Genomic DNA, 20,094 nt, shown 5'->3' on the forward strand with positions numbered 1-20,094 from the left:
AGAAAGATCAGAGATGATAAATGAACCACAGATCTCTATAAGCAAAGTTCAGTTGATCGACCTTGTTAATAAAATTGGACGGGAAGACATATATTATGGTGCTCTTTCATCTCAAGATGTATGTTTTGAAATAAGCATAGATCGCTCATCAACAGGTTGTCTTGTCTATATGCTGCATAGTATCTTTGCGCGTGATGATAGAAAATATTTTCCGTTATCGCCGTATGATGATTTTAAGCAATGGTTTTTATCTGTGTTTACGCAAGCTTTTACAAGTTGGTTTGATAATTATTTTTCTCAAAAGTTGTCATCTTTTTATCACTTAAATGAAATGATTTTGTTTATAGCCTTAGTCAAAAGTAGGCTTGATTTCTTAAGGGATGAACTCATCGAAAAAAGAAAAGAAGAAATCAAATTAATAGATAATGCATGCAGTGTATCTTCTAAGTAAGTTAATCCACTTTTTTAAAGTCTATGAGGTCGGTTTGCGTAGTTACAGTCATTGTTATTTCTGGTTGCAGTGGAGATGTGTGGGTAATGATTAAAGTAACTTGGTCTTTTATATCTTCTTCACGCGCTGCCACAACAATAAGGATTCTTGTGTATCTATCTTCTGAGGGAGCTATGGGAATATTAACATCGATTTCTTGTCCCGTTCGAAAATTCTCTGCTTTATCACAGTTGCCATGCGATATTGTGTGTGACGTTTCAACGGCATCAGGATTAACACATGTTGATTGTTTTTGCCGCCATACTATTTCAGGTTTGTATCTAATGCCATATCCAAGAATAAAGCGAGAACCATCTTTTAGCTTTATATTTAAAACGTGGATGACAGTTTGTGCATTGTTTTTTATCTTAAAAAAAAGAAGTGTCCACTTGCCCATTGTTGGAGAATGTGGTCCAGTGGTATATATGGAAGGGGGCATCCCTAAATCCTGTAATCTTTTGTTATCTAACAAAATTTTAATATGTTCTTCTGACCATTTGGCAAGATCTTTTGTCGATATCGCTTGCTCTTTAAGGGCTATCGTCTGTTCTTGGCTTTCTGCAAATTGCTTGCTTATCCATTCTATATCTTCTTCTCGTTTTCTTGCAGCTTTTTCTAAATCATCTTTGCGGATTTTAGCTGCTTCTTTACGGTCTTTATTTCTTAAAATAAGCGCTACTGAAAGCGATACAACAAATGAAACAAAACCTGTAAGAAATATCTTTATCCATTCTTGCATCATAACTCCCCCCACTTTTTTAGAATCGCTGGGAGGTTACTTTTTCACAAACATTTTTGCAAGACAGGCAATCGCAACGCGCTCTGTCATAACGCACGCATAAACATACAACAGCCTTAAGGGGGGATAATGATCACTAACGCACAAACCATTTTATGTCTTGATCTAGGGTTTAAGACAGGTTGGGCTATATGCGGTGCTGATGGTCATATCGTCAGTGGTATCATGAATTTCCAGCCACGTCGTTTTGAAGGCGGTGGTATGCGTTACTTACGCTTTAAGGGGGGGCTATCAGAAATAAAGCAGGCAGTAGGCAGCATTAATGCCGTGTATTTTGAAGAAGTACGCCGGCATATCGGTACTGATGCAGCCCATGTGTATGGCGGTTTGTTAGCAACCTTAACGGCGTGGTGTGAACATCATCAGATACCGTATGAAGGCATTCCTGTTAGCACAATTAAAAAAGCAACGACAGGAAAAGGGAACGCCTCAAAAGTAGAAATGATTAAGGCGATGTATGCAAAAGGGCACGCGCCTGAAGATGATAATGAAGCAGATGCTTTAGCAATTTTATATTTAATGAAAGAAGGGGGTGCGCATGTCTAATGGTATGCCATGGGTAAGATTTTATTTGTATGACTGGATAAGTGGTACAAATGGAATGACATCTGAACAACGGGGCGTTTATATAACCCTTCTCGTTTGCATGTATGAAAAAAAAGAACCACTTAAAACAGACTTTCAAACGCTTGCACGCATTTGTCATTGTTCGCAGAAAAAATTTGCAATGATTGTCGAATATCTCATGAAGAATGATAAACTTATTGAGACAGATGATGGATTGTGGAATACGCGTGTTGAAGAAGAGCTAAAAGATTTTGCTGATAAAAAAGACCACATATCACAAGTTCGTAGTGAAGCTGGTAAAAAAGGTGCGCAAGCAAAAAATGCGATAAAACAACATGTTAATAATTTTGCTGAAGCAAATGATAAGCAAAACGTTTTTTTTGCTGAAGCAAACGCTAAGCAAAATCAAGCTATAAAGAACCAGAATAAGAATATATATAAAAAAACTAAAACTATCGTTTTAGCAAAAAAAGAAATTAATTCTGAAAATTTAGAAACAAACGATTTAGTTGAAGATCCAACAGAAGATGATGCTCTCAAAAGCCAATCAGAACAAATCGAAACGTCATCAGAAAACCAACCTCCCATTCACGAGCAAGAAAGCGTTCCTAAAAAAACGAAACAAGCGAAAACTAATCGAGAGTGTCGATTACCTGCCGATTTCAAACCTAATTTGCAATACGCTGTTGATCAAGGATTAACACATGATGAGGCGTTATTAGAATTCGAAAGATTTAAACTTCATTGGCAAGATAATCCAAATCGAAATGCTAAAAAAAGTGATTGGCAAAAGGCATGGTACAAGTGGATTACACACCAAGAATATGGATTTCTAGCCAAGAAACGAGAAAGATTAGAAAGGGAAAAACGCTATGCGAATGAACGCTATAAGCGACCAGCAAACAACTTCTCCAGCAACCTCGCAGAAAGCTTCAGTGACCTCAAAGCAGCAATCTATGCTGGCGATACTTACGGATCAGAATGCAGCAGAAATACAGAGACTATCAATTCATTTGAAAGAACTTGCAAAGAGGGTGGACCGGAGTTGGTATCCTCGGATCTCTATGAGAGGAAAGCCGTTGACGCAGGAGGAAGAAGTGCAAACTTTGCAAGATTGTAACCGCTTACAAACACTGCTTTCACGGCAAGTTACAGTTGAACATATCGGGGCGGCAGCTTATTTGCTTTCTGGTCTCAAAATACCGGCAAATACAGACTCTGATGTTATCGCTTTGAACTATAGCATAGCGTTAGCAGACGCTTCAGAGCACGCTCTTAAACGAGCTGTTAAGGACGTTATACGTGGAGAAGCAAAGGGGTTATCAAAAACCTTTATGCCAACAGGGGCAGAGCTTGCAGATTATTGCAGAAATTTGAAAGCAGATCTTTTGTCAGAAGCATCAGTTGTAAAATTGTATTTAACGTCACCTAAGAGAACAGCAAAATAGTGAAAAGTGCTGATCATTTTATGATTAGATATGCGTTTAAATCGATAAAAAAGTACCGTACAAGGCGATTTGAAGATTTTATGATTAAATTATATTTGAAATACAAAACGCTCTGTGTGATCAAATTTGAGATAAATAAACCCATAGGTAAAGTTAGGATTAAAGCATGTCAATTTTAAAACATTTATCCTTAATAAACCGTAAACAGCCCATGAAAAAAAAGTTCGTAGCAACAGCTGTTGGTTATGTTCCATGGGGAGATGGAGCAGCAGAGTATTTTTACAACCTTTACGAATATGAAGACGGCAGGAGAGAGTGTGAAAAGTTTGATGGTGCTCAATATTACAAAACACCAAAGAATGCAGATTTCAGTACCAAGGCGCAAGTGAAAGCGTGGATTTATGGTGGTGCAGTACCTAAAAGCGTTCTCAGTTACGAACCGCTCATTGATGAAATCAACAAGAAAATCAAAAAATTATCAAAAGCCGCAGGAAATGAACATGTTTACAGATAAGCAGATAAAAACTTTGTTTGGTATTATAACCTTTATATTTTTATATTTCTTAGGAATTAAAAAAAATCCCTATTTTATTCAGAGTATTTTGATATTTGCATCTTTTGGTTTGATAATAATAACAAATATTTTTGTAATTTTATGCAATTCTCATATTCCTTTTGAATTGCAAAATAATCCAAAATATAAACATAATGATACAACGGGTTGGGTGATCCTAACACATGATTTACAACAATATATGCACAAACTCTTAAAGATAATAATTTTAGCGCTTGTCGTTTTAATTTTTCCCAATAGTTATGAAAAGGCTGTTTCTTTGCCTGTCACTTCTAAGCACGTGGAACATCAATTTTCTTTTTCATTGGATACCGTATTTGGGTATTTAGACATTGTACTTTGGTACTATTTTTTATGCTGTGTATTATTTCTTATGTTTCGTACACACAGTTTAATAAACATATCCATCTCCACACTACAGTCTTGTACTAAAAAGCCATAGCAAAATTTCCGATTTATAAGACTTTTTAGGTTAATCGGTGCTGTATCTTCTTAACACTCTATTAATGAAATCAACTAAAGAAATCACAAAAATATTGAAAGGGGTGTAGCAATGACTCATATCTGCTCACCATTGAGATATCCAGGCGGTAAAGCTATACTTTATGGAAAAATCAAAGAAATTTTTGAAAAAAATGGATTAAATGGATGTTCCTATAGGGAACCTTTTGCTGGTGGATGTGGGCTTGCTCTCAAGCTTCTTTTGAATGATGACGTTAAAGATATTCATATTAACGATATTGATCCATTCATCTGGAGCTTTTGGCATTGTGTCTTACACAAAACAGAAGAATTAATAGAAAAAATTAACACAACGGCCGTTAGCTTAGAAGAATGGTATAAACAAAAAGAAATTTCTCCTGAACATGCAGATGTACTTAGCCTAGGGTTTTCTGCACTCTTTCTAAATCGTACAAATAGATCTGGAATTATTAAAAATTCTGGTCCAATTGGAGGCAAAGGACAAAATGGTAATTATAAAATAAATTGCCGGTTTAACAAAAAAAATATCATTGAACGCATTCTTCGCATAAGTACGCAAAAAAATAGGATACATTTAACACAGTTAGATGCACAAGAGTTTTTACTACGTTATGGAACAGATAAAAACGAAAACATTTTCTTTTATATGGACCCTCCTTATTTTAAAAAAGGACGAGGATTATACTCTTCATTTTATCGAACTGATGATCATAAAAGTTTAGAAAATACTATCTCCAAATATGTGAATGTGCCTTGGTTAATCACCTATGATAATGCGGAAGAAATTAAATCTTTGTACAGAAAATACCTCTTTATAGAATTCAACATACAGTATTCTCTACAAGAGAAAAGGCAAGCTACAGAACTAATGATTTTTTCACCTAAAATCAAAGTGCCTCCATTCTTAGAAAAGAACACAATATCACTTCTCAAAGCAGCTTGATTGCATGAATAGGAGCTTTAATCAAATGCTTACATCATTTGGCAAAACCTTACGTAAAATTCGTATAGATCATGCAGAGCGTCTTTTAGATATGGCTGATAAATTAGGTATATCTGTAGCGTTTTTATCTTCTGTGGAGATTGGCAAAAAATCTGTGCCCGTTGGTATGGAAGAAAAGATCATAGAATTATACGATTTAGATCAAAATACGGCTTCTCTCTTAAAAAAAGAAGCTGATATTTGTCGCAAAAATTTTACAATGAACTCTTCTGATCCACTTAACCATGAAATGCCTAACACGTTTGTTAAAAATTTTAAGTGCCTTTCACAAAAAGATCTAACAGAGTTCAAGGAATTCATGAAGAAAATAGAAAAGAAACAGCAAAATAAATTACCTTGATCTCCTTATCGTATAGGTATGCTGTAAAACATAATGTTATATGTTAATATTTAATAATATCCTTTTGAAATAATTGAAAAAATAAACAAATTATGATAAGGTTTTATGTGTATAAAATGCAAATCAAATGGAACTTACAAATATGTTGAATAAAGTGATCTTAATTGGCTATTTAGGGGCAGATCCCGAAAGCAAAACAATGAATTCTGGTGCTGAAGTCGTCAATTTTCGGTTGGCTACTTCTGAGAGCTATACAGATAAAAACACGCATCAAAAAGTAGAGAAAACTGAATGGCATTCTGTGGTGGTTTTTAATCCACATTTGGCAAAAATCGCTCTTCAATACTTAAACAAAGGTTCAAAGGTTTATGTAGAAGGAAAATTACAAACCCGTAAATGGCAAGATAAAAACGGTATTGACCGTTACACAACAGAGATTGTCTTATCACAATATAAAGGTGAATTGCACCTACTTGATGCAAAGAAAGAGCAATCTCCCCCCTCACCCGTGACTTCTCAAAATTATGCTATCGCCTCTGGTGCCTCCGATTATAGCGCATCTTTTAATGACAGTATGCCATTCTGATTGAAAAAAATATGACAAAAAGAAAAAAACGAGCAAAACGTGGTCGCCCACGCATTGAAGGATGTATCAGAGAACCCAATGGTCGTATCTCACGGACAAAAATGCCTCGTGATCCTATCGATAAATTGGCAATAGAAATGCGTGCCAAACGCTTCTGTTTGACCATAGAAGAGGCAAAAAATCCGCTTGCCGGTACTTATATCGGACGGCTTTACTTACAAGGAAATCTCAATCAAGATCAATACGATGCTGCACAAAAATATCTTGAAGTGAGAAATGACTATTCGTGCGCAAAAACATTGCCTAGTGCTGTTTATGACGAAATGCCCTCATCTTCTGATGAGGTAGCAAGAGAGAAATGGGTTGAATTTGCAACAAAACAATTTTTGAATATGCAAGAGGTAATAAAAGAAACACAACACCTTTACAGACAGCACAATTTTTATGCTGCATTACAATACCTTGTTGTAGAAGATCAAGAGTTAGCATACCTTGTACCTTCATTGCGTATCGTTCTTAATACTCTCCAAAAATATTTTGGTTATTAAAAACTTGACTTAAAATAAGAAAAAGTATAGTGTGTAAATATATACACATTATGAGATTGGGTAATGGAACAAAACAGCCGAAAGATAATTGCAAAATTAAAACGCGATGGCTTTGAACTTGTGAAAGTGAAAGGTTCACACCATAAATTTAAAAAAGATGGTAAGGTTGTTATTGTTCCACATCCTAAGAAAAATCTTCCAATCGGTACAGCGCGTTCTATTGCATTACAAGCAGGCTGGTTAAAAAAAGGAGAAGAAGAATGAAAAGATTTTTTGCTCTTGTTCATAAAGATGAAGATTCTGCTTTTGGTGTTCAGTTTCCTGATTTTGAAGGTCTATTCTCTGCTGCTGATGAAGAAGAAAATCTTATTATAAATGCTACCGAAGCCTTACAACTTTATTGTGAAGATATGGATACAGTGCCTGTTCCTTTAAAATTTGAAGAAGTAATACAACAGAAAGCTGTTAAAAAAGCTTTATCAGAAGGAGCTTTTTTAATACAAGTTCCTTTTATTGAAAATGATGCAGAAGTAGTACGTACAAATATATCAATTGAACGAGGGCTTTTACGTGCAATTGATAATTGCGCACAAGAGAGAGGTTTAACAAGATCTGCTTTTTTGGCAACAGCAGCCCGCCATGAGCTTAATATTTAGCTATATATTAATGAAAATCAAAAAGCAGCTGGTAAACAAATTGCTATAGTTAAGAGGGATATGACTATCATTGATATCATATACACGGCATCTAATATTTCTGAACCTGTCACTTCTCTTCCCTGCTACAATAACTGTTTAATTAATTTATAACATGTAAAATGTTTTTAGAATTCTACATATTTTTCTTTAAAATAGAAATTATACAATATTTAGATTTTTCTGTTGACAATGTGTGAAAAATTTTATTTAATGTCAGTGCTGTCCCTGGTCGTATTGTATCTAAAATTCAAAAATATCCCCTAAAATTTGTTAAAATATTAAGCTTTAAAAGTAGTTTAACTTACTGTTTTTATTGATAAAATTTGCTTATCTATTTTGCAAATATCAAAAGCCATTAATTGATCAATGATGTCATTAATTAATTGCCTCAAAAGGAGTCAAGATGAAAGCAATCATCACAAAACCAATGTGTGTTGTTGGCGATAACAAAAGCACTATTCGTTTTGAACCATCAACTTCAAGTAATCCATTTGTAGAGATTTCCAATCAAGTCTATGCACGCCTCAAGCGCGCCAATGCCGTAAAACCCTTTGTTGAAAGTAAAACCACAACAAAATCTGAAAAGGTAATTGAACAGACTAAGCCAATCGAAAAAGAAGTTATACAAACATCTTCTAAACTAGGAGCAGAAGAAACTTCACTTCAACAGACCGAAACACCTAAAGTTTCCAAGCCATCAACACCTCCTGCTAAAAAGCTTAAAAGTTGAAATTAATCATTCATCAAGAATGGTATCTTAAACAGCTAAAAGATACCTTTACCAATCTTCAAGCACCACGCCTTAATTGGGCTTTACGCAACGCTATAAATACTTCAGCAAAGCAAGTCGAGCGCTTTACTGAGAAGCAAGTTGCCGACCTCTCATCCGCCCAACCAAAGCGCGTTAAAAAAGGCGTTTATATTAAAGACAAGGCTACCGCACAGTTTCTCGAGACAGATATCATTGGTTCTGGAACACCGATACCTCTTAAATTTTTTAAGGCAAAAGAAACAAAACGCGGCGTGACTTACAAATTGTTTGGGAAAAAACAAATCTTGCCCCATGGTTTTATCAAGGGAGGAAGTTTTCCTAAGCGGGTTGATTTAAAAATGGGAGGAAACGTCTTTCAAAAAGATGACGGAGATAAATTTCCCATTGCAAAACAAGAAGGACCATCAATTGCGACAGTTATGTCTAAGCCAGAAATTGCAAATGCTATCGCACAATATGCCAGTGAAAGACTAACCAAAAACATACAGAGACAACTTGCTCGTCAAGAATACGCTACCAATAAAAGAGGCTAGATCATGTTCTTAAACTCTATCTCTATATTACATATCCTTATTGGTTTATGCCTTACTTATTCTTATTGTAATTTCAAAAAGAGATTATCTCTTACACTTTGTTTTTTCCATAAAAAAACCAATAAAATCAATGCAAAAGGTACTTCCCAGCGGGTTGGCTTCGTTGCGGGGCAGGCGAGCGCGAACTATCGCTAGCGACAGAATTTTCAAATTGACTGGACATTGTACACATAACATATTGATAAATAACGAATTTAATGTGTTAAGTATTTTCTTATCATATTGAAGCTTGTTTTTCAGATGGGACCATAAATCTCTCTTTATCCTGATACACCGTAAAACTTACTTCTTAGGACAAAGAAGCAAGAAAGGGGCAATTATGAATAAGAAATCTCGAAAAGGTTTATCGCTTCGTGCCTTTGCCAAAAAGATGCGTGTTTCACCCAATGCGGTGGTTTCGCGTTTTAAAACTGGAAAATTTGATAAGGCTCTTTTTGAAGATGGTTCTGTTAATGAAGCGCTTGCAACAGCTATCTGGAATGAGAATCCAACAAAGCGCCCTGCCCCATTTTTAGCACCGGATGGTCAAGCACGCACAAAGATCAAACAAATCTCTACAGAGGGTGCAAATGAATACAAAATTAAACTGGAGCGAATGCAAGTTGCCCTTGAAAGCGAAAAGATTGCCCTTGAACGCTTACGCGAAACAACCGTTGACCGTGAAGAAGTCAAGAGAGCAGCGCGTGAGTTTGGAAGAGCACACCGTGATGCCATGTTGAATTTTCCTCACCGTTTTGGTGCAAGCATTGCTGCACAGGTTGGGTGTGATGCCGCAAGCCTGATAGGGGCTATTGATTATTACATACGAAAGGCTTTGCTTGAAGCTGTTCATATTCCAGTTCCTTATCATGATCCTCAACCTCCAGAATGAGAGAGTTTTGGGGCGAGCAAAGAATGAATAATGGATGAGAATGCTGTTACAGAATTTTTCTCCCATGCCAATGATGCAAGACAACCGGACCAACCATACACGGTTTCCGAATGGGCGGATAAGAATAGATACCTTAGCACCGTAGCAAGTGCTGAACCTGGATTGTGGAGAACAAAACGCACCCCCTATTTGCGCGAAATCATGGATAATCTTTCCTCGTACGTGCCAATTGAAACAACCATTGTCATGAAAGGGGCGCAAGTTGGCATGTCAGAGGCGGGACTAAACTTTTGTGGTTATGCTATTCATTATAGTCCAGGACCTGCCCTTTATGTGATGCCCACCGTTGAGACAGCCAAAAAGCTTTCAAAGACGCGGCTTGATCCTATGATTATGGCGAGTCCCGTTTTAAGTGAACGCATAGCCCCTGCTCGTGCACGTGATAGTGGCAATACGATGTTTTCTAAAGAGTTTGATGGTGGAGCGCTGATGCTTACAGGAGCCAACAGTGCAGCTGGTTTGCGCTCTATGCCTATTCGTTATCTGATTTTGGATGAGGTTGATGGTTATCCTCTCAGTGTCGATAACGAAGGTGATCCAGTGATGATTGCGGAAAAGCGCACATCAACCTTTGTACAACGAAAGATCTTTAAATTGTCCACGCCCACCCACCGTGACACAAGCCGTATTGCCAAGGATTTTGTGCTAGGAGACCAGCGATATTACAATGTCCCTTGTGATAAGTGTCGTACACTCCAACCTATTGTTTGGTCACAAATTAAATGGCCAAAAGGCGCCCCTGAAAAAGCTGTTTTTGTTTGTGCCCATTGTGGTCATGAGCATGCCGAACACCGAAAAACAGATCTCATGTGTGAAGAAAAAGGCGCATGTTGGGTTCCAACGAGTGAGTCAAGCAGACCCAATTTGCGCTCTTATCATATTTCGGCACTCTATTCCCCTTGGCTAACGTGGGGTGAATGTGCACGCGAGTTTTTAAATGCCAAGGATGATCCAGCACTTCTACAGCCTTTTGTAAATACTGTTCTTGGAGAACCATGGGAGGACAGAACAGGCGAAGTTATTGATCCAGACAGCCTTTATGCAAAACGCGAAGAATATCCTTTAGCACCAGAACAAGCTGTCGTGTTGACGGCAGGCATTGATGTGCAAAATGACCGTTTAGAGCTTGAAGTGGTGGGATGGGGACGCAGCGAAGAAAGCTGGCATATTGATTATCAAGTTATCCCTGGTGACCCCTCTTCTTTTGAAGTGTGGGACCAATTGGATGAATATCTTGCAAAACGTTGGCCACATCCAGGCTATAAAGAGGGGATTAAGATAACGGCGGCTTGTATTGATACCGGTGGTGGACATACACAGGCTGTTTATAATTATGTGCGCCCCCGTGAAGGGCGGCGCATTTGGGGCATTAAGGGACAAGCTGGCTGGCGCGCGGTATGGCCACGCCGCCCAAGCAGAAACAACAAAGGGCAGATTAATCTCTATATTGTTGGGGTTGATGCGGCGAAAGATATCATCACAGCGCGCTTTAAAAAATCGGGTCCCGAAGCAACGGGGGCTGGTGCAACACATTTTCACAAAAGCCTTGATCGAGAATATTTTGACCAGCTAACCGCTGAAAGAAAAGTGATCAAATTTTTTAAAGGCTTCAAGCGTATTGAATGGCAAAAAAGTGAAAAGGCAAGAAACGAAGCCTTGGATTGTAGGGTCTATGCTTATGCGGCTTTACAAGGTCTGATTTCGGCAGGAATAAACCTTAATCGAGAAGTCGATATCTTAGAAGAGCGTTTGGAAAAACTTAAAATTGAAGGCTCTATAAAGCAGCCAACACCAAGACATCTCCCCTCTCCTGCTCCAAGAAGATCTCAGACGGCACAGCCTCAAAGGAAGCAATCCAGAACGGTGATGAATCCTTATATGCAAGGGGATTGGAGGTAATTTGTGGATGAAACTTTAGGACAATTTAACAGCAAAATTGAAAGACTTGAAAGTTTAAAAAGACGGCGTGAACAAATTGAAGAAGCTCTTTATTCGGGAGCACAATCGGTACGCCATGGCGATAAGCAAGTCAGCAACCGCTCTGTTGAGGAACTGCGCAGAGCGCTTGAGATGCTGAACACACAAATAGCAGACCTTGAAGGACGCAAACGTTCACGCGTGTTCTATTTTAATATATCACGAGGCTATTAATGGCTGGTTTGTTCAATAAAATTACGGGATTTTTTACAATTTCTCGTCAACACAATCCCCATTTTGAAGCGGCAAGCAAAAGCCGCCGTATGGGTGGTTTTGACCCCGCAAAAAAACACATCAATAAAGCCATTGAAGAATGCGGTGATACCATTGTTGCTCGTTCAAGATGGCTTTATGACAATGAAGCTCTTTATGGTTCTGCAACGGAAGAATGGGTCTCTGCGGCGGTGAGTGATGGGATTAAACCTTATCCTCGTATTGAAGGTTTTCAAGAAGAAAAGAAAAAGCTTTTAGATTTATGGTGGCAATGGGTTGATGAAGCGGACTATGATGAAGATGCCAGCTTTTATGGGCTGCAGGCAACCATTGCACGAGAGGTCTTTTTAACTGGTGAATGCTTTGTAAGACTGCATTATGTTGACCTTTATGGACGCTCTGGTGTACCTCTTCAATTACAAGTTTATCCAACCGAAATGCTGGATTTAACTTACAATGGACCAGCTGAAATTAAAGGCAATTACATTCGTATGGGGATTGAATTTAATGCCAGTGGTAAGCGTGTTGCTTATCATTTCTGGAAACATCACCCTTATGATGATTGCCCTTCCAATACAGTCTTTGAGAGCCAAGAGCGCGTGCGTATACCTGCTGAAATGGTCATTCATATCAAAGAGCGCCGTATTGCTGGACAATTGCGCGGTTCTCCCAAAATAACGCGCTCTATGACAAAGATCTTTCAACTCGAATCCTATGATGATGCAGAACTTGATCGAAAAAGGACAGCGGCTCTTTTTGCGGCGTTTGTCAAGGACAGTTCCCCAAACGTCGAAAAATTATCCGATAATCGTGATAAAAACAACGTTGAAGAAGAATACAAAGCACCTGTCATTGTGCCCGGTGCATCCCTTTATTTAGGAGAGAATAAAGAGGTTACATTCTCAAATCCTGTTGAGGTTGGTGGCTCTTATGAGGCTTTTCAATTTCGCAATATCTTGAAAATTTGTTCTGCTCTCAATATGCCTTATGCCGTTGTGACAGGGGATGTTACGCGAGGAAACTTTTCCAATGTGCGAACCTCCATTATTCAGTTTAGACGCCATGTTAAACAATGGCGAGAACATATCATTGCCTTTCAGTTTAATCGCATTGTTTGGGAACGTTTTGTCGAAATGGCAGTGCTTGGCAGATGCGTGAATTTACCCGGATGGGAAGAAAATTCCTTGCCATGGCTGCAATGTGAAAGCTTTGCACCACCCCTTGAAATGATTGATCCCATCAAGGATATCTCGGCAGAAAAAGAAGAAATTCGTGCTGGCTTGAAAACACGACGTATGGCGTTGGCTGAACGAGGCTTTGATATTGATAACATTCATGCCGAACTCGAAGAAGAACGCACAGATGCGCGCACGCGGGGTTTATCCTTTGATACCGATAATGCGCTAGCGCCCTCAACAGCCAATCAACTGATTGATACGGAAGATTCAGAGACTTCTGAAACTTATGAAAGTAACCAAGACAGTAAGGCACATGCAAATGGCGAATAATCTTGATATGCCGTTTTTGGCATCCCGGCTTTTTGGTGTTCCCCTCATGCTTGCCTCCACAAAGCTTGATATTATTCTCAATGCTCTTGCACCACGGCTTTTTGAAGGAGAAAAGTTTACTGTGAGAGCATTGTTAGAAAAAGACGGTGCTCCTTTAAGACCACCAGAAACTTACGTAGTGCAAAACAATATTGCCATCATACCGGTTCACGGCACACTTGTACGCCGTGGTGCATGGCTCGGGGCTTTATCGGGTCTAACCTCTTATGAAGGTTTGAGAGCTTCTTTTTGTGAAGCGATTAGGCAACCTGATGTTCGCGCGATATTGCTGGATATTGACAGTAGCGGCGGAGAAGCCGGCGGTGTGTTTGATCTTGTGGAAGAGTTTCAAGCACTCTCACAAAAATATAACAAACCCATTTGGGCACATGCCAATGAGGTTGCTTGTTCGGCAGCTTATGCCATTGCTTGTGCGGCTTCTCAAATATGGATTGCCCGTACAGGAGTTGTGGGCTCGATTGGTGTTGTTTGTGCCCATCTTGACCAGTCCCGTGCAGATGAAAAACATGGGATTAAATGGACCTTTGTTTTTGAAGGGGATCACAAAGTTCATGGAAATTCTCACGAACCTTTGAGCGATACAGCACAGATAAAAATACAAGCAGATTGCGCCCTACTCTACGAGATGTTTGTGGATTTGGTTGCACAAAACAGACCTCTGAATGCGGCTGCAATCCGCGACACCAAAGCAGAAACTTTTATAGGCAACCAAGCTATCACGCTTGGATTAGCAGATGCGCAAGGGACTCTTGCGCAAGCTTTGGAAGCCTTAACAGCTTCCATTCACTCACCCCCAACAGCAACAAAAGAAGGACAAAACACATGGCACGCACACACTATCGCGCCAAAGAAGACGATGATGAAAAGATTGTCGACGTCATCCATGAAGACGAAGAAGACACTCTCGACATTGACGAAGATGCCGAAGACTTCGACGATGATGAAGAAGAAGAGGAAGACAACGAAGATAAGCAAGAAACCATAAAAGCAGCTCTTGAAAAGGAAAGAAAACGCGCACAGGCACTGACAAACCTTGAAAAGCAAGCAAAGCGTTTAGGTGTTTCTTTTGATGCCGCAAAAGCCATTCAAAGTGGCATGAATGTTGAGAAGGCTAAAAATGTTGTCTTATCTGCTGCTGTCTCGAAAAGTTCCTCTTTAAAACTCTCGACCACAGCGCCCCATAGTGATGGGGCGAGCAAGGCAAAAATTCATACAAAATGGGAAGCAGCTTGGAGGGCAATAAAATGAATAATCAAGTTTTTTATGAAGATGTTCGCAATGGCGCTTATCTTGGACGCTATGACACGGATATGTCCAATGAAGAAGTGGTTTTTGCATCAGGGGCATTTGTTGAAGCCGGCACTGTTATGGGAAAAGTAACAGCAACGGGAAAATATGTTCCCCTTAATCCAGCACTATCAGATGGCAGTCAAACGCCGGCAGGAATTTCTTATGCCACTGTTGATGTAACAGAGGAAGAGCAACGTGCAGTCATTACAGCGCGCTTGAGTACCGTAAAGGCTTCTGAACTGCTCTGGCCAGATGCCATCACCGATGAACAGAAAAGTGCTGCCATTCAGTCTTTAGAAGACAATAACAAAATACTGTTGCGATAGGAGAATGCGCACATGGATATGAACTTTTTTAAACACGATGCTTTCTCTGCCGTTACCATGATGAAAGCGATTGAAAACTATGAGTTTCAACCTGGTCTCATTAGCTCTCTTGATCTTTTTGAAGAAGTGGAAACAAGCACCACAGTGGTTGGCATTGAAAGACGTGACAATACATTGTCCTTGATTCAAACCAGTGAACGGGGCGCCCCTTTGGTTGAAGGAGATAGAGAGGGGCGTAATCTAAGGTTTTTCAAAACAACACGGATTGCCAAAAGTGATACGGTAAAATCAGATGAAATCCAGAACCGTCGTGAATTTGGTACAGAAGATCAGTTAGAGACAGCAATGAAATATATTGCTAGAAAACAAAAGAAGCTGATTTCTGAAATCGAATTGACATGGGAAAACATGCAGCTTGGCGCTGTTCAAGGTGTTGTGCTTGATGCTGATGGCTCTGTTATTGTTGATTGGTACAAGGAATGGGAAATTGCACCCCCAAAGCCAATTGATTTTAAACTCAATGTTGAGACAACAAATGTTGCCGACCATGTTGATCAAGTCATTATGAGAATGATTGAAGCTTCAAAGGGAGCATTTTCTGATCGTTCACGGATTATTGGGCTTTGTGGAAATGAATTTTTTTCCAAATTGAAAAACCATAAAACAATTCGTGAAACCTATCTCAACACAGCTCTTGCACAAACACTCAATAGCGCTGGAGGTGTTGCAACACCAAGTGCCATTGGTTCTGGAAGCTTTGGCAGTTTTGACTTTGCGGGTGTTACTTTCATTAATTACCGGAGTATTCATAACTATAATGTGAGTGCAAAAGCTGGGACAAAACGCGCCATAGGGATTAAGCCTGATGAATGCCAATTCTTTCCTGCCAATGCGCCTGGCGTATTCCAAAAAACCTTTGCACCGGGAGAAAGCTTGGATTTTGCCAACACCGTTGGAAGACCTCTCTACACCATGTTGATTGTCGATAACGACCGTAATGCATGGGTAAAACCGGAGGTCTATAGCTATCCGCTTTACATCTGCACACGCCCTGAAATGCTCTTTAAAGCGGTTAGTGGAGGAAAATAATATGCGATGGCACGGGTTGCTTCATAAAATGATTCAAGATGTACGTAACACCTTTGGGCAACCCGTCATCTACACGCGAAAAGACAATCAACAATCGTTTCGGATTACAGCGATTTACGGCATTAAACATTCAGAATCGGACGCTGGTGGGAGAATCCCCACAACAGTACCTCGAAAAGAACTTGATGTCTGTATCCATGATATCGGCGGCTTACCCCCAAAGCCTCAAGATAGTGTTGTCATTATTTCTCCTGAAGATACTTCTCAAGAGCACTTCGTGATCACAGAGGTACAAGCCTCTGAATCCGGTATGTACAAGCTTATTCTGCGGGAGATAAAACAATGAAACATCCACGCGAAACGATAAGAGAAACATTTGTTGGGTTGATCAAAGCAGCCAAAACAACAGCGGGTGATAATGTTTTCAATATGCGTGACTTCAATTTATTTATTGAAGCAATGCCGGCCATTAATATCTCAACGCAAAACGAAACCATTGAAGATGGGCATGATTTTGGCTTAAGGCGGCGCGTCTTAACAGTAGATGTTGAATGTTATAGCACACAAGAAAATGGAGCATCCTTCGTCGACCAATTGGCATGGCAAGTTGAAGAGATTTTCCATGCCAATCCCAATCTTAACAACACCGTTGAGACATGCCGCTTGCAAAATATTGCTTTTGCCTTTGGCGATAACGGGGCTCTAGCGCTCCATGGTGCCATTTTAACCTTTGAAGTCACTTACGTGACCAATATCCCCTCCCCTCATGAAGGAAATACAACCGCAGAAATTGTTAAACCTCTTGTCGGTTTTAAACCCGAAACCGGTGTGGAAAACGAAGGAAAATACGTAAAAATTGAGGAATCCCATGTTAGAGCGACGCGATAAAGAGATCACGGATTTAAAAAGACGTGTGGCCAATATGGTGGTGGTTGGAAAAATTAGCCATGTCGACCATAAAAATGCACGCTATCGGGTAAAGAGTGGCAATCTTGTCAGTGATTGGATTCCAGATACACAAGCCCGTGCTGGAAAAACCCGTTCTTATGAAGGGCGTGACGTTGGAGAGCAAGTCGTTGTTGTCTCTTCCTCTGGCGATTTATCACAAGGGATAATTGTTGGTTCACTCCACACGGATGCAAACCAAGTCGCCGATAAAGGCAATATCCATAGGACACTTTATCCGGATGGCACTACCGTTGAATATGATGATAAACAAAACAGCTATACCCTTAATCTCACATCAGGAGGAAAGTTTAGTCTCACGATTTCTGATGGTGTATCGATAAAAGGTGATGGCAAGAAATTAGAGCTGCAAGCACCAGAAGGTATCAAAATTACCGCACAAGGTGATCTGAATTTAAACGCAGAAAAAGCCATTGCCCTAAAAGCAGGTGGGGGAATTTCACTCCATGCGGATGATGGCATTGCTCTTCATTCTAGTGACTTAAAGCATAATGGCACCAATGTAGGAGCAACCCATGTTCATGGGGGTGTTTCTCCTGGTGGCGCTATGACAGGAGGTCCAAAATGAATAGTGGAATGGACCGCACAACAGGAAAGCCTCTCTCTGGTATTGATCATTTGCGCCAATCAATTCTTGATATTTTAACAACACGGATTGGCACACGGGTGATGCGGCGCAATTATGGTTCACGTGTTGGAGAACTCATTGATGCACCAGCCAATAACGCCTTTGCCGTTGCCCTTTATGCCGCCGTTGCCGAGGCTTTAGACAAGTGGGAACCACGTTTTAAACTGAAAAAAATTGATTTTAAAAGGGGTGATGATGGAAAAGTATCCTTATCCTTTGCTGGCATTTACTTACCATCAGGCAAGCCCATTACCATGGAAGGAATATTGATACAATGAAGAACCTTGCCAATCCCGAAATCATCTCAGAACTTTCCTTTGAAGAAATCCGCGCAGCAAATATTGAACATTTAAAAGAACTTTTGCCTACCTATATCTTTTTAGAAAGTGATCCCGCTTTAAAAATCATTGAGGCTTTTAGCTATCGAGAGCTTCTTTTAAGACAACGCATTAATGAGGCGGCACGCAATAATATTCTTGATTTTGCAAAAGAGGAATCTCTTGATGCTTTGGGCGATTGGCACGGTGTTCAACGCATGGACGGTGAGAGTGATGAGAGATACCGCGAACGCATAAGACTTCATACCCGCAGTGGCAAAGGCAGTGGAACAGAACCTTATTACAAATTTATTGCTTTATCCGCAGATAACCGCGTGAAAGATGCCATTATTTATCGAAAGGGGAAAAACCCAACTATTCATGTTGCACTTTTTGGCAATAATGAAGAAGAAACAGCAAGCCAAGACTTGCTAGACAAAGTCTCACAAGCTCTTCACGATAAGAATGTCATCATGACCAATGATACTATTCTTGTGCACGCGGCTGTTGCAAAAGTTGTGGACTTAACAGCTGATGTTTGGCTGTTACCAGAAACGGCACTGACCGTTTTAACCCAAATGGAGGCACATTTACGTACCGCTTGGAAACAAGAACAAGCCCTTGGGCGTGAATTAAGCCTCTCGTGGTGGATTTCTAAACTGATGATTCCTGGTGTGCAAAAAGTGATTGCCGTTGAACCTACAACGGATAATGCCGTTTGTGATGAGGAAGTATTATCCATTGGCAAGGTTACCTTAAACTTTAAAGGGCGGGCGCGCTAATGGGTGGTACTTTACTCCCAACAAATGCAACGGAATTTGAAAGGCGCCTTGCTGATGTTTGCGATTTTCATCAAGATGTTGATGGTTCTGTTTTGGGGATTTCACGCTCTAAACTGATCACACGCCCTCCCCGTTTCTTGCCATGGTTGATTGAAGAATATGGGCTTGGAGAACTTACCCCTTATGTTCCAAACCTCTATGATCTTCTTGACCAAGGTCTCCAATGGCAGCGGATACGTGGCTCTGTAGCTGCAATTGATATGGGTCTTCAATGGCTTGGACTTTCTGCACAATTCATACCCGCGTGGACAGAGCGTGCATGGTGGAATTCCTTCCAACTTGAATTTGATCAATTGCCTGAACGAGGTAATCTTGAGGCGATTGAAGCCATTGTCGACCTTTCCAAAAGCTTGCGTTCTGATTTTCGCCGTGGTGTCATTGGTTATGATGTAGGGGCTATACAAGCCAATATGTCAAGGCTTGATGACAGCATGCTGGATTTTGAGAGTGGCATCCGCGTAACAGCTCTTGGCACACTGTTTTCCTTTGGACGCACAACAGAAATCAACCACGTTCTCACAAAAGAAGAAGGAACACTCATTGGTAACTGGATTGATGATTTCGATGAGGAGTTAAGTTGGGAACATATCGATTACCCTTGGGAGTTGGCAAATTTTCCATGGTGTTCGGTCAAAAAGCACGAACGCGATATATTGATGGCAGAATGGTTCCAAAACCGTTCCCTTTATCTCGCTTTAAGAGATCCAGACAATGCTCTGATTGGCTATCGCCGCTGCTATGCTGTAGCGCCTGTTGAACAAGCTTTAGAGGGTGTTTACAGCCATTGTGGCAACAGATTTAAGCCCTCGAAAACAGGGACAATGTTGTTTCTTGCAGCGCGCACCGATTTTGGAGATGTTGAAGACAAACAAGCCGCCTCTGTTTCCCTTCTCGTTCATGGCACGCCAGCAGAGCAGACATCTCCAGGAAAACTTTGGTGTGACGCTGGTGAACTAAAGGGGGGTGTAGAGATTCTCAAAACACCCGTCGATATTCCTTTGCGTGCAGATGTTCGCGAACAATTCAAGATTTTATTGAGGTTTTAA

At 40.0% G+C, this 20,094-nt stretch carries 29 protein-coding genes; 28 read left to right on the forward strand and 1 reads right to left on the reverse strand.

Annotation, left to right across the window (positions count from 1 at the left end; genetic code table 11):
- Window positions 1-13 precede the first annotated feature (13 nt).
- Window positions 14-451 (forward strand): hypothetical protein, encoded by a 438-nt coding sequence (locus FJG96_RS08330; protein WP_139413539.1) that lies wholly within the window; start codon window positions 14-16, stop codon window positions 449-451.
- A 1-nt stretch (window position 452) separates the two neighbouring features.
- Here the strand turns inward: FJG96_RS08330 and FJG96_RS08335 are convergent, their stop codons facing one another.
- Window positions 453-1,232: a hypothetical protein gene (locus FJG96_RS08335; RefSeq protein WP_139413540.1), complete on the reverse strand. Its 780-nt coding sequence runs from the start codon at window positions 1,230-1,232 to the stop codon at window positions 453-455.
- Between the two features lie 126 nt (window positions 1,233-1,358).
- On the opposite strand from FJG96_RS08335, the gene FJG96_RS08340 reads away from it, so the two are divergent.
- From FJG96_RS08340 to FJG96_RS08475, 27 genes are all read left to right on the forward strand, one after another.
- Window positions 1,359-1,835, forward strand: a complete 477-nt coding sequence (locus FJG96_RS08340; RefSeq protein ID WP_139413541.1) for a crossover junction endodeoxyribonuclease RuvC — start codon at window positions 1,359-1,361, stop codon at window positions 1,833-1,835.
- Entirely contained in the window at window positions 1,828-2,976 is a 1,149-nt protein-coding gene (locus FJG96_RS08345) for a DUF1376 domain-containing protein (protein ID WP_139413542.1), read from the forward strand. The genes FJG96_RS08340 and FJG96_RS08345 overlap by 8 nt, the downstream gene beginning before the upstream one ends.
- Window positions 2,954-3,304: a hypothetical protein gene (locus FJG96_RS08350; protein ID WP_246046918.1), complete on the forward strand. Its 351-nt coding sequence runs from the start codon at window positions 2,954-2,956 to the stop codon at window positions 3,302-3,304. Before FJG96_RS08345 ends, FJG96_RS08350 begins: the two co-directional genes overlap by 23 nt.
- A 166-nt stretch (window positions 3,305-3,470) precedes the next feature.
- The gene (locus FJG96_RS08355; protein ID WP_139413544.1) at window positions 3,471-3,818 is read left to right on the forward strand and encodes a hypothetical protein; all 348 of its coding nucleotides are present in this window, start codon (window positions 3,471-3,473) and stop codon (window positions 3,816-3,818) included.
- On the forward strand, window positions 3,805-4,320 hold the full coding sequence (locus tag FJG96_RS09150) for a hypothetical protein (RefSeq protein ID WP_139413545.1): 516 nt from the start codon (window positions 3,805-3,807) through the stop codon (window positions 4,318-4,320). The genes FJG96_RS08355 and FJG96_RS09150 overlap by 14 nt, the downstream gene beginning before the upstream one ends.
- Window positions 4,321-4,431: 111 nt before the next feature.
- Window positions 4,432-5,304 (forward strand): DNA adenine methylase, encoded by an 873-nt coding sequence (locus tag FJG96_RS08365; protein WP_139413546.1) that lies wholly within the window; start codon window positions 4,432-4,434, stop codon window positions 5,302-5,304.
- Between the two features lie 25 nt (window positions 5,305-5,329).
- Window positions 5,330-5,704 carry a helix-turn-helix domain-containing protein gene (locus FJG96_RS08370; protein WP_139413547.1) on the forward strand — a complete coding sequence of 125 codons (375 nt, stop codon included), beginning with the start codon at window positions 5,330-5,332 and terminating at the stop codon, window positions 5,702-5,704.
- A gap of 142 nt (window positions 5,705-5,846) precedes the next feature.
- A complete protein-coding gene (ssb, locus tag FJG96_RS08375) occupies window positions 5,847-6,290 on the forward strand; it encodes a single-stranded DNA-binding protein (protein WP_139413548.1) in 444 nt (147 codons plus the stop codon).
- 11 nt (window positions 6,291-6,301) lie between these two features.
- Window positions 6,302-6,838: a hypothetical protein gene (locus FJG96_RS08380; protein ID WP_139413549.1), complete on the forward strand. Its 537-nt coding sequence runs from the start codon at window positions 6,302-6,304 to the stop codon at window positions 6,836-6,838.
- A 63-nt stretch (window positions 6,839-6,901) separates the two neighbouring features.
- Window positions 6,902-7,102: a type II toxin-antitoxin system HicA family toxin gene (locus FJG96_RS08385; protein ID WP_005774031.1), complete on the forward strand. Its 201-nt coding sequence runs from the start codon at window positions 6,902-6,904 to the stop codon at window positions 7,100-7,102.
- A complete protein-coding gene (locus FJG96_RS08390) occupies window positions 7,099-7,494 on the forward strand; it encodes a type II toxin-antitoxin system HicB family antitoxin (RefSeq protein ID WP_005774032.1) in 396 nt (131 codons plus the stop codon). Before FJG96_RS08385 ends, FJG96_RS08390 begins: the two co-directional genes overlap by 4 nt.
- Window positions 7,495-7,939: 445 nt before the next feature.
- Entirely contained in the window at window positions 7,940-8,266 is a 327-nt protein-coding gene (locus FJG96_RS08395) for a hypothetical protein (protein ID WP_139413550.1), read from the forward strand.
- Window positions 8,263-8,841 carry a hypothetical protein gene (locus FJG96_RS08400; protein WP_139413551.1) on the forward strand — a complete coding sequence of 193 codons (579 nt, stop codon included), beginning with the start codon at window positions 8,263-8,265 and terminating at the stop codon, window positions 8,839-8,841. The genes FJG96_RS08395 and FJG96_RS08400 overlap by 4 nt, the downstream gene beginning before the upstream one ends.
- Before the next feature lie 379 nt (window positions 8,842-9,220).
- On the forward strand, window positions 9,221-9,772 hold the full coding sequence (locus FJG96_RS08410) for a hypothetical protein (protein WP_139413553.1): 552 nt from the start codon (window positions 9,221-9,223) through the stop codon (window positions 9,770-9,772).
- Window positions 9,773-9,802: 30 nt separating this feature from the next.
- A complete protein-coding gene (locus FJG96_RS08415) occupies window positions 9,803-11,731 on the forward strand; it encodes a phage terminase large subunit family protein (protein ID WP_139413554.1) in 1,929 nt (642 codons plus the stop codon).
- A gap of 3 nt (window positions 11,732-11,734) precedes the next feature.
- Window positions 11,735-11,983, forward strand: coding sequence for a phage head-tail joining protein (locus FJG96_RS08420; protein WP_139413555.1), 249 nt, complete (start codon window positions 11,735-11,737; stop codon window positions 11,981-11,983).
- The gene (locus FJG96_RS08425; RefSeq protein WP_139413556.1) at window positions 11,983-13,530 is read left to right on the forward strand and encodes a phage portal protein; all 1,548 of its coding nucleotides are present in this window, start codon (window positions 11,983-11,985) and stop codon (window positions 13,528-13,530) included. The genes FJG96_RS08420 and FJG96_RS08425 overlap by 1 nt, the downstream gene beginning before the upstream one ends.
- The gene (locus FJG96_RS08430) at window positions 13,520-14,575 is read left to right on the forward strand and encodes a S49 family peptidase (RefSeq protein ID WP_139413557.1); all 1,056 of its coding nucleotides are present in this window, start codon (window positions 13,520-13,522) and stop codon (window positions 14,573-14,575) included. The genes FJG96_RS08425 and FJG96_RS08430 overlap by 11 nt, the downstream gene beginning before the upstream one ends.
- Window positions 14,470-14,838 (forward strand): hypothetical protein, encoded by a 369-nt coding sequence (locus tag FJG96_RS08435; RefSeq protein WP_246046926.1) that lies wholly within the window; start codon window positions 14,470-14,472, stop codon window positions 14,836-14,838. The genes FJG96_RS08430 and FJG96_RS08435 overlap by 106 nt, the downstream gene beginning before the upstream one ends.
- Window positions 14,835-15,206, forward strand: a complete 372-nt coding sequence (locus tag FJG96_RS08440) for a head decoration protein (RefSeq protein WP_139413558.1) — start codon at window positions 14,835-14,837, stop codon at window positions 15,204-15,206. The genes FJG96_RS08435 and FJG96_RS08440 overlap by 4 nt, the downstream gene beginning before the upstream one ends.
- 12 nt (window positions 15,207-15,218) lie before the next feature.
- Entirely contained in the window at window positions 15,219-16,295 is a 1,077-nt protein-coding gene (locus FJG96_RS08445) for a major capsid protein (RefSeq protein WP_139413559.1), read from the forward strand.
- 1 nt (window position 16,296) lies between these two features.
- Entirely contained in the window at window positions 16,297-16,641 is a 345-nt protein-coding gene (locus FJG96_RS08450; RefSeq protein ID WP_139413560.1) for a head-tail joining protein, read from the forward strand.
- On the forward strand, window positions 16,638-17,183 hold the full coding sequence (locus FJG96_RS08455; protein ID WP_139413561.1) for a hypothetical protein: 546 nt from the start codon (window positions 16,638-16,640) through the stop codon (window positions 17,181-17,183). Before FJG96_RS08450 ends, FJG96_RS08455 begins: the two co-directional genes overlap by 4 nt.
- Window positions 17,164-17,829: a phage baseplate assembly protein V gene (locus FJG96_RS08460; RefSeq protein ID WP_139413562.1), complete on the forward strand. Its 666-nt coding sequence runs from the start codon at window positions 17,164-17,166 to the stop codon at window positions 17,827-17,829. The genes FJG96_RS08455 and FJG96_RS08460 overlap by 20 nt, the downstream gene beginning before the upstream one ends.
- Window positions 17,826-18,167 carry a GPW/gp25 family protein gene (locus tag FJG96_RS08465; protein ID WP_139413563.1) on the forward strand — a complete coding sequence of 114 codons (342 nt, stop codon included), beginning with the start codon at window positions 17,826-17,828 and terminating at the stop codon, window positions 18,165-18,167. Before FJG96_RS08460 ends, FJG96_RS08465 begins: the two co-directional genes overlap by 4 nt.
- The gene (locus tag FJG96_RS08470) at window positions 18,164-18,988 is read left to right on the forward strand and encodes a baseplate J/gp47 family protein (RefSeq protein ID WP_139413564.1); all 825 of its coding nucleotides are present in this window, start codon (window positions 18,164-18,166) and stop codon (window positions 18,986-18,988) included. Before FJG96_RS08465 ends, FJG96_RS08470 begins: the two co-directional genes overlap by 4 nt.
- Window positions 18,988-20,094 carry a phage tail protein gene (locus FJG96_RS08475; protein WP_139413565.1) on the forward strand — a complete coding sequence of 369 codons (1,107 nt, stop codon included), beginning with the start codon at window positions 18,988-18,990 and terminating at the stop codon, window positions 20,092-20,094. The genes FJG96_RS08470 and FJG96_RS08475 overlap by 1 nt, the downstream gene beginning before the upstream one ends.

It is taken from the genome of Bartonella mastomydis (genome assembly GCF_900185775.1).
GTDB lineage: Bacteria > Pseudomonadota > Alphaproteobacteria > Rhizobiales > Rhizobiaceae > Bartonella > Bartonella elizabethae.

Bases quoted from the DNA above. Each gene is read 5' to 3' on its own strand.
- FJG96_RS08330 (WP_139413539.1), top strand. From the start codon at position 14: ATGATAAATGAACCACAGATCTCTATAAGCAAAGTTCAGTTGATCGAC.
- FJG96_RS08335 (WP_139413540.1), bottom strand. From the start codon at position 1,232: ATGATGCAAGAATGGATAAAGATATTTCTTACAGGTTTTGTTTCATTT.
- FJG96_RS08340 (WP_139413541.1), top strand. From the start codon at position 1,359: ATGATCACTAACGCACAAACCATTTTATGTCTTGATCTAGGGTTTAAG.
- FJG96_RS08345 (WP_139413542.1), top strand. From the start codon at position 1,828: ATGTCTAATGGTATGCCATGGGTAAGATTTTATTTGTATGACTGGATA.
- FJG96_RS08355 (WP_139413544.1), top strand. From the start codon at position 3,471: ATGTCAATTTTAAAACATTTATCCTTAATAAACCGTAAACAGCCCATG.
- FJG96_RS09150 (WP_139413545.1), top strand. From the start codon at position 3,805: ATGTTTACAGATAAGCAGATAAAAACTTTGTTTGGTATTATAACCTTT.
- FJG96_RS08365 (WP_139413546.1), top strand. From the start codon at position 4,432: ATGACTCATATCTGCTCACCATTGAGATATCCAGGCGGTAAAGCTATA.
- FJG96_RS08370 (WP_139413547.1), top strand. From the start codon at position 5,330: ATGCTTACATCATTTGGCAAAACCTTACGTAAAATTCGTATAGATCAT.
- ssb (WP_139413548.1), top strand. From the start codon at position 5,847: ATGTTGAATAAAGTGATCTTAATTGGCTATTTAGGGGCAGATCCCGAA.
- FJG96_RS08380 (WP_139413549.1), top strand. From the start codon at position 6,302: ATGACAAAAAGAAAAAAACGAGCAAAACGTGGTCGCCCACGCATTGAA.
- FJG96_RS08385 (WP_005774031.1), top strand. From the start codon at position 6,902: ATGGAACAAAACAGCCGAAAGATAATTGCAAAATTAAAACGCGATGGC.
- FJG96_RS08390 (WP_005774032.1), top strand. From the start codon at position 7,099: ATGAAAAGATTTTTTGCTCTTGTTCATAAAGATGAAGATTCTGCTTTT.
- FJG96_RS08395 (WP_139413550.1), top strand. From the start codon at position 7,940: ATGAAAGCAATCATCACAAAACCAATGTGTGTTGTTGGCGATAACAAA.
- FJG96_RS08410 (WP_139413553.1), top strand. From the start codon at position 9,221: ATGAATAAGAAATCTCGAAAAGGTTTATCGCTTCGTGCCTTTGCCAAA.
- FJG96_RS08415 (WP_139413554.1), top strand. From the start codon at position 9,803: ATGGATGAGAATGCTGTTACAGAATTTTTCTCCCATGCCAATGATGCA.
- FJG96_RS08425 (WP_139413556.1), top strand. From the start codon at position 11,983: ATGGCTGGTTTGTTCAATAAAATTACGGGATTTTTTACAATTTCTCGT.
- FJG96_RS08430 (WP_139413557.1), top strand. From the start codon at position 13,520: ATGGCGAATAATCTTGATATGCCGTTTTTGGCATCCCGGCTTTTTGGT.
- FJG96_RS08440 (WP_139413558.1), top strand. From the start codon at position 14,835: ATGAATAATCAAGTTTTTTATGAAGATGTTCGCAATGGCGCTTATCTT.
- FJG96_RS08445 (WP_139413559.1), top strand. From the start codon at position 15,219: ATGGATATGAACTTTTTTAAACACGATGCTTTCTCTGCCGTTACCATG.
- FJG96_RS08450 (WP_139413560.1), top strand. From the start codon at position 16,297: ATGCGATGGCACGGGTTGCTTCATAAAATGATTCAAGATGTACGTAAC.
- FJG96_RS08455 (WP_139413561.1), top strand. From the start codon at position 16,638: ATGAAACATCCACGCGAAACGATAAGAGAAACATTTGTTGGGTTGATC.
- FJG96_RS08460 (WP_139413562.1), top strand. From the start codon at position 17,164: ATGTTAGAGCGACGCGATAAAGAGATCACGGATTTAAAAAGACGTGTG.
- FJG96_RS08465 (WP_139413563.1), top strand. From the start codon at position 17,826: ATGAATAGTGGAATGGACCGCACAACAGGAAAGCCTCTCTCTGGTATT.
- FJG96_RS08470 (WP_139413564.1), top strand. From the start codon at position 18,164: ATGAAGAACCTTGCCAATCCCGAAATCATCTCAGAACTTTCCTTTGAA.
- FJG96_RS08475 (WP_139413565.1), top strand. From the start codon at position 18,988: ATGGGTGGTACTTTACTCCCAACAAATGCAACGGAATTTGAAAGGCGC.